Here is a 5,607-nt window from a genome sequence, read left to right as displayed (position 1 = left end):
GCTGTCGCCCATGCCGTCAAAGTGAAAACCTCCTTCGGCAGCTTCAACGCTCCCGAGGGCGTGTCAGTGGTCAATCGCGAGGAGAAGCCCGACAAGGCCGGCAGGCCCACGGGGCTGGCGGTCTATTCGCGCACCGACGATCCCAGGGCCGTCTTCATCGTCTTGTGGAACTATGCCGAGCCCGATCCGGCCAAGCCCTACGACCCGCTGGACGGCGCGGTCAAGATCGGCAACCCCTTCGACAAGAAGCTGACCCGCGATGCCGCCAAGCCGGTGCTGGTGGGCGGCGTGGAAGGCGGACGCTACGAGGGCAAGCTGCCCAACGACCTGCGGGCCGTCAGCTATGTGGCCGTGAAGGGGGGCTATCGCCTCATCGTGCTGTTGAAGGCGCCGCCGGAGAGCCCCTACAAGGAGCTGTCCGACGCCTTCGCTCGGGGCGTCGAAGGGTTTGCCTGGGCGGTGCCCCTGCCCGAGCAGGCGGCCTCGGCACCGTCGCAGTGAAGCGGCCGCCTGGGCGCTGACGAACTGTTTCTTGCGCCAGGGCGCTGCAAAGATGCGTAGCATGGCGGCGGCTTTTCGATCGTGCCGGTCGTCCGCCGCATTGCGCAGGCGGCCACGGCGAAACAGCCGCGCCAGGAGGAACCGTGGTCGCCATCCGCCTGCCGCTGCGCATGCTTTGCACCGTCCTGGCTGCGATGGCGTTGGATGCCGGCGCCGCGGGCGCGCTGCCCTCCACGCTGCGGCTGGCCAGGCTGGATGGCGTACCCGATCAGCGCATAGGCAGCGAAATCCTCAAAGTCGCCTATGCGCGGCTGGGCATCGACCTGCAGTTCGTCGCCGTGCCGGCCCTGCGCTCGCTGCTCGAGTCCAGCGAGGGGCGTCTTGATGGCGAGGTCCAGCGCATCCTGAACGTCGAGGCGCAGTACCCGACGTTGCTGGCGGTCCGGCCCTCGATCAACTACATCGAGCCGGCCGCCTTCGTGAAGAAACTCGATTTCAAGATCCAGGGCTGGCCCTCCATTGCGGCCTACCAGGTCGGCATCGTGCGCGGCGTGGGCTCCTCCGAGGCGGGAACCCAGGGCATGGCCCGCGTGACGGCAGTCCCTTCGATGGAAGCCCTCATGCGCATGGTCGCCGCGGAGCGCATCGATGTGGCCGTCAACGACCGCCTGAGCGGCATGCTCATCCTTCAACAGCTGGGGCTGCAAGGCGAAGTGCACCCGCTCGATCCGCCGCTGCAGCACATCCCGCTCTACCACTTCCTGCATGTGCGGCATGCGGAGTTGCTGCCGCGGGTCGAGGAAACCCTGCGCGGCATGGCGGCCAGCGGCGAGCTGGAGCAGATTCGCTCACGCGCCGTGAAAAGGATCGTCGAGGAGTACGAAAGACGCGCCTTGCCCTGACGCCGCGCTCGCACCGTCGTCCGCGGCGACACTGCGACCGGTCCAGACGCCGATCCACCGCATGCCCTGCACGCCGTTCCACCTCCGCCCCATCCCGAAGCTCTGCCTAACCCTGTGCCTGTGCGCAGGAGGCGCCGCTGCCCAACTGCCCGAGCCCACCGAGCTGCGCCGCAATGACGCGCTGCTGACCCTCGAATACCAGACCGTCAAGGTGCCGGGCGACCGGCCCATCGACCTGCTCGGTTTCCATGCCTACCAGAAGGTGCTTGAGGGCGTCTACGTGGGCGGCGGCTTCTATGCGCCGCTTGTCAGGGGTGCCTATGGCGGCTTCGTGGCCGCGGACCTGGGCGTGCACCTCAGGCGCCCGTTGGCCGGGCCGGTATTCGCGATGGCGGGCCTGTCGGCCGGCGGCGGCGGCGGCGGGCGCAGCGTCGAGCACAGCAAGCTGCTGTCGGGCAGCGGCGGCTTTGCCAAGGGCTATGCGGGCCTCGGCTATGACTTCGGCGAGTTCACGCTGGGCGCCACGGTCTCGCGCCTGAAGTTCCGCCAGGCCATCATCGACGGTACCCAGGCCAGCCTGCTGCTGGAGGTGCCCTTCAGCTACCTCACGGGGCCGTTCTCCGGCCACGGCCAGCCCTTGCCGGCCGTGGACGACCACCGTGCTGGCGCGGAGATGGGCGAGAACATGTTGACGCTGTCCCTGGACAACTACCGGCAGCGGTCGCCCCAGGGGTCGAACAGGAACACGGTGCGGCTGGCCGACCTGCAGTACGCGCATTTCTTCGCCGCCGACAGCTACTGGTTCGCCGCCCTGGGCATGGGCTACAGCGGCCTGCCCCTGTACAACCAGTTGTTGGGCGGGGTGGGCCAGCGCTGGCGCGTCGCACCCGACATCACGCTGTACGGGCAGCTGGGCCTGGGCTCGGGCGGTTATTCATCGGACGTGATCGACACCAGCTCCGGCCTGCTGGTCTATCCCAAGCTGGCTGCCGAGTATTCGCTGACGCGCGACCTGGGTCTGGCGCTCTCTGTCGGATACATGACGGCACCCAAAGGCAGCTCGCGCAACCAGACCTGGGGCCTGAGCCTGACGCACCACTTGCGTTCCGGCCGCAGCGCCGAGGCACCCGGCCCGGCCCGTTGGCAGGGCCTGCGCCTGTCGGTGCTGCACCAGACGGACCTGCACCTGAGCTACCGGGACACCGACCGCCCCTCAGTGCAGATGCTGGGCCTGCAGCTCGACATCCCCGTTGGCCAGCGCTGGTATCTGCCGCTGCAGGCCTCGGCGGCCTACAACGCCTATCTGGGCTACCCAGGCTATGCCGAGATCCTCGGCGGCGTGGGCGTGCAGACCCTGGCGGGGCCCGATGAGCGCCTGCAGGCCTTCGGCCAGCTGATGGCTGGTGCCAATGTGCATGGCAAGGCTGCCAAGGCCAGCGCGGGTGTGCGCTGGCTGCTGGACGAACAACTGGCCCTGAGTCTGAGCGTGGGGCGCATCGAGGCTCGCAGCGCCGGCGGCGGGCAGTTCAAGGCCGACAACGTGGCCTTGGGCCTGGATTACCGCTTCTCGGTTCCGACGCGTTAGAGATTGATCCGATCGCCTGCCGCATCGAACCACATCGTCTTCGTGGCATCGAAACCGAAGCGGACCTTGGCGCCGTCCTCCACCTCGGGCTGGCCTGGCAGCACGGCAGACACGGTCGAGCCGGCGCAGCTCAGCCACACCACATGCTGGTTGCCCAGCGGCTCAACGAGCTGGATCTCGGCGGCGAAAGGCTGTCCAGCGCCCAGACTCACGTTCTCGGGCCGCACGGCCAGCGTCAGCACCTCTCCCTGCTTGCGCGAGGCCAGTGCCGCCGGCAGCGGCAGGTTCAGCGCCGGCGACACGAACAAGCCGCCTTCGCCCACCTGACCCTCGATGCGGTTGATAGCCGGCGAGCCGACGAAGCCCGCCACTCGCAGGTTGTTCGGCCTCTCGTAGACCTCGGCCGGTGTGCCGATCTGCTGGATGACGCCCTGGTGCATGACGACGATGCGTGTGGCCAGCGTCATCGCCTCGACCTGGTCGTGGGTCACGTAGATCATGGTGTTGCCCAGGCGGCTGTGCAGCAGCTTGAGCTCGCGGCGCAAGTCGGTGCGCAGCTTGGCGTCGAGGTTGGACAGCGGCTCGTCCAGCAGCAGCACCTTGGCCTCGCGCACCACCGCGCGGCCGATGGCCACGCGCTGGCGCTGGCCGCCGGACAGCTGGCCGGGCCGGCGCTCCAGCAGCGCGGTCAGCTGCAGCATGTCGGCCGCGGCGGCTACGCGCTTTTCCAGCTCGGCCTTGGGTGTCTTGGCCATCTTCAGCGGGAAGGCGAGGTTCTCCTTCACGGTCATCGTCGGGTACAGCGCATAGCTCTGGAACACCATGCCGACGCCGCGCTGGCTGGGCTCGGCGCGGGTCATGTCCTGCTCGCCGATCTGGATGCTGCCGCCGCTGACCTGGTTCAGCCCGGCGATGGTGTGCAGCAGCGTCGACTTGCCGCAGCCCGAGGGCCCCAGCAGCACGAGGAACTCGCCGCTGTTGACGTCAAGGTCCAGCCCCTTGATGACTTCATGGTTGCCGAAGCGGATGCTGAGGTCCTGGATGTGTACGCGGGTCAAGGTCGTCTCCGGTTGTCGTTGTCGTCTGTGTTCTGCAAGACCCTGGCGAGGGTCTGTTGCACCGTCTGCACGGGGATGTCGCGGTTCCAATAGTCGCTGACCGCGCGTTCGAGCGCCGTCAGCTGCGCCGGTGCGAGCAGCAATTCCGTGTTGCCGACCAGTCGGCCGGCATCGCGCAGCGCCGCAGCGCCGGCCTGGGCGCAGACGTCCAGCGTGCGGGTGTCGAGGTCGGTGCGCACCGGTACCGAGCCCTTGCGGGCGCTGAAGGCGAGTTGGGTGGCGGGCGCAGTGGCGACGCGGGCCAGCAGGGCCTGGGCTGGCCGGGCGCTGCCGTCCCTGTCCTTGGGAAAGACCAGCACGTCACCGCTGACGATGTAGGTCGAGCGCGGGCTTAAGCCCGGCGTGCAGCCATAGTCGCGGCCCGGTTGCTGGCCGGCCTGGGCGAATTCGCCCTTGGCCCAGTCGCCCATGAACTGCAGCCCCGCGCGGCCGCTGACGAGCAGGGCCGTCGTGTCAGCCCAGCTGCGCCCGGGCGAGCCCGGGTCCACATAACGGCGCAGCTTCTTGTAGCTCAGCAGCACCTGGCGCAGCGCCTCGCCCTGCACGGCCGCGGCATCGCGGTCACGCAGCACGGCCAGATACAGGTCGCGTCCGCCCTGGTTGGCCAGCAGCGCGATGAAGAGGTTGAGGTCCTGCCAGGACTGCCCGCCGTGGGCCAGCGGGATCAGCCCGGCGGCTTGCAGCTTGTCCAGCGTGGCGAAGAGCTCGTCCATGCTGCGCGGCTCGGCCTTCACGCCGGCTTTGGCCAGCGCCGCCTTGGAGCTCCACAGCCACACCGGCATGTGGATGCTGACGGGGGCGGCGTAGACATGACCGTCCACCTTCACGGCGTCCAGCAGCACGGCAGGCAGCACCTCGGCCCAGCGGCCCTGGGCGGCCACGTCGTCGATGGCTTGCAACCGGCCTTCGCGCGCCAGCCGCACTAGGGCGAGGGACGGGTTGAACTGCGCCGCCATCGGCGGGTTGCCGGCGGCGACGCGCTCCTGCACGACCGCGCGCGCCTGCTCCGACGCCGTCACCGCCAGTTCGCGCCACTGGCCGCCGGCCGCGCGGTAGGCCTCGGCCAAGGCCTGCTTGGCGGCCGTCTCGCCGGGCGAGATCCACCAATGGACGACGTCCGTCGGCGTCCCGGCCTGGGCCACGGCGGCAAACAGGGACGTGACAAGAAGGACGCAGGCGCGGAGCATCACGGCATCATTACCGAGAGTTAATAAACTTAATATCGTATTAACCACTAGCGCCGACGCCATTAAAGTCTGCCAACCATGAACCTGCTGCTCGCCGAAGACGACGCCCTGCTGGCTGACGCGTTGCAGCAGCAGTTGCTTAACGCCTCATTCAAGGTCGAATGGGCCGAGAACGGCGCCGTGGCCGAGTACCTGTTGCGCAAGCAGGACTTCGACATCGCCATCCTCGACCTCGGCCTGCCCATGGTGGACGGCCTGACCGTGCTCAAGCGCGTTCGCGAGGCCGGCCGCACCCTGCCCATCCTCGTGCTGAC

General features: G+C 68.5%; 6 protein-coding genes. 4 read left to right on the top strand and 2 right to left on the bottom strand.

All coding sequences use genetic code 11. From position 1 onward, the window contains the following. The 3 genes from AC1DU6_RS18660 to AC1DU6_RS18650 form a co-directional block, all read left to right on the top strand. On the top strand, positions 1 to 501 hold a 501-nt coding region (locus tag AC1DU6_RS18660; protein ID WP_477858818.1), incomplete at its 5' end, for a hypothetical protein. Between the two features lie 143 nt (positions 502 to 644). Continuing rightward, on the top strand, positions 645 to 1,403 hold the full coding sequence (locus tag AC1DU6_RS18655; protein ID WP_457351784.1) for a substrate-binding periplasmic protein: 759 nt from the start codon (positions 645 to 647) through the stop codon (positions 1,401 to 1,403). Between the two features lie 61 nt (positions 1,404 to 1,464). Continuing rightward, positions 1,465 to 2,988: a hypothetical protein gene (locus AC1DU6_RS18650; RefSeq protein ID WP_477858816.1), complete on the top strand. Its 1,524-nt coding sequence runs from the start codon at positions 1,465 to 1,467 to the stop codon at positions 2,986 to 2,988. Here AC1DU6_RS18650 and AC1DU6_RS18645 read toward each other — a convergent pair. Both AC1DU6_RS18645 and AC1DU6_RS18640 read right to left on the bottom strand, forming a co-directional pair. Further along, the gene (locus AC1DU6_RS18645) at positions 2,985 to 4,046 is read right to left on the bottom strand and encodes an ABC transporter ATP-binding protein (protein WP_477858815.1); all 1,062 of its coding nucleotides are present in this window, start codon (positions 4,044 to 4,046) and stop codon (positions 2,985 to 2,987) included. The genes AC1DU6_RS18650 and AC1DU6_RS18645 overlap by 4 nt on opposite strands. Next, entirely contained in the window at positions 4,043 to 5,293 is a 1,251-nt protein-coding gene (locus AC1DU6_RS18640) for an ABC transporter substrate-binding protein (protein WP_477858813.1), read from the bottom strand. The genes AC1DU6_RS18645 and AC1DU6_RS18640 overlap by 4 nt, the downstream gene beginning before the upstream one ends. A gap of 78 nt (positions 5,294 to 5,371) precedes the next feature. On the opposite strand from AC1DU6_RS18640, the gene AC1DU6_RS18635 reads away from it, so the two are divergent. Then, the coding region (locus AC1DU6_RS18635; RefSeq protein ID WP_477858811.1) for a response regulator at positions 5,372 to 5,607 on the top strand (236 nt) is incomplete at its 3' end.

The organism is Roseateles sp. P5_B10 (assembly GCF_056400485.1).
The sequence above is the reverse complement of the archived record's forward strand: the minus strand, read 5'-3'. Positions and strand labels throughout refer to the sequence as shown.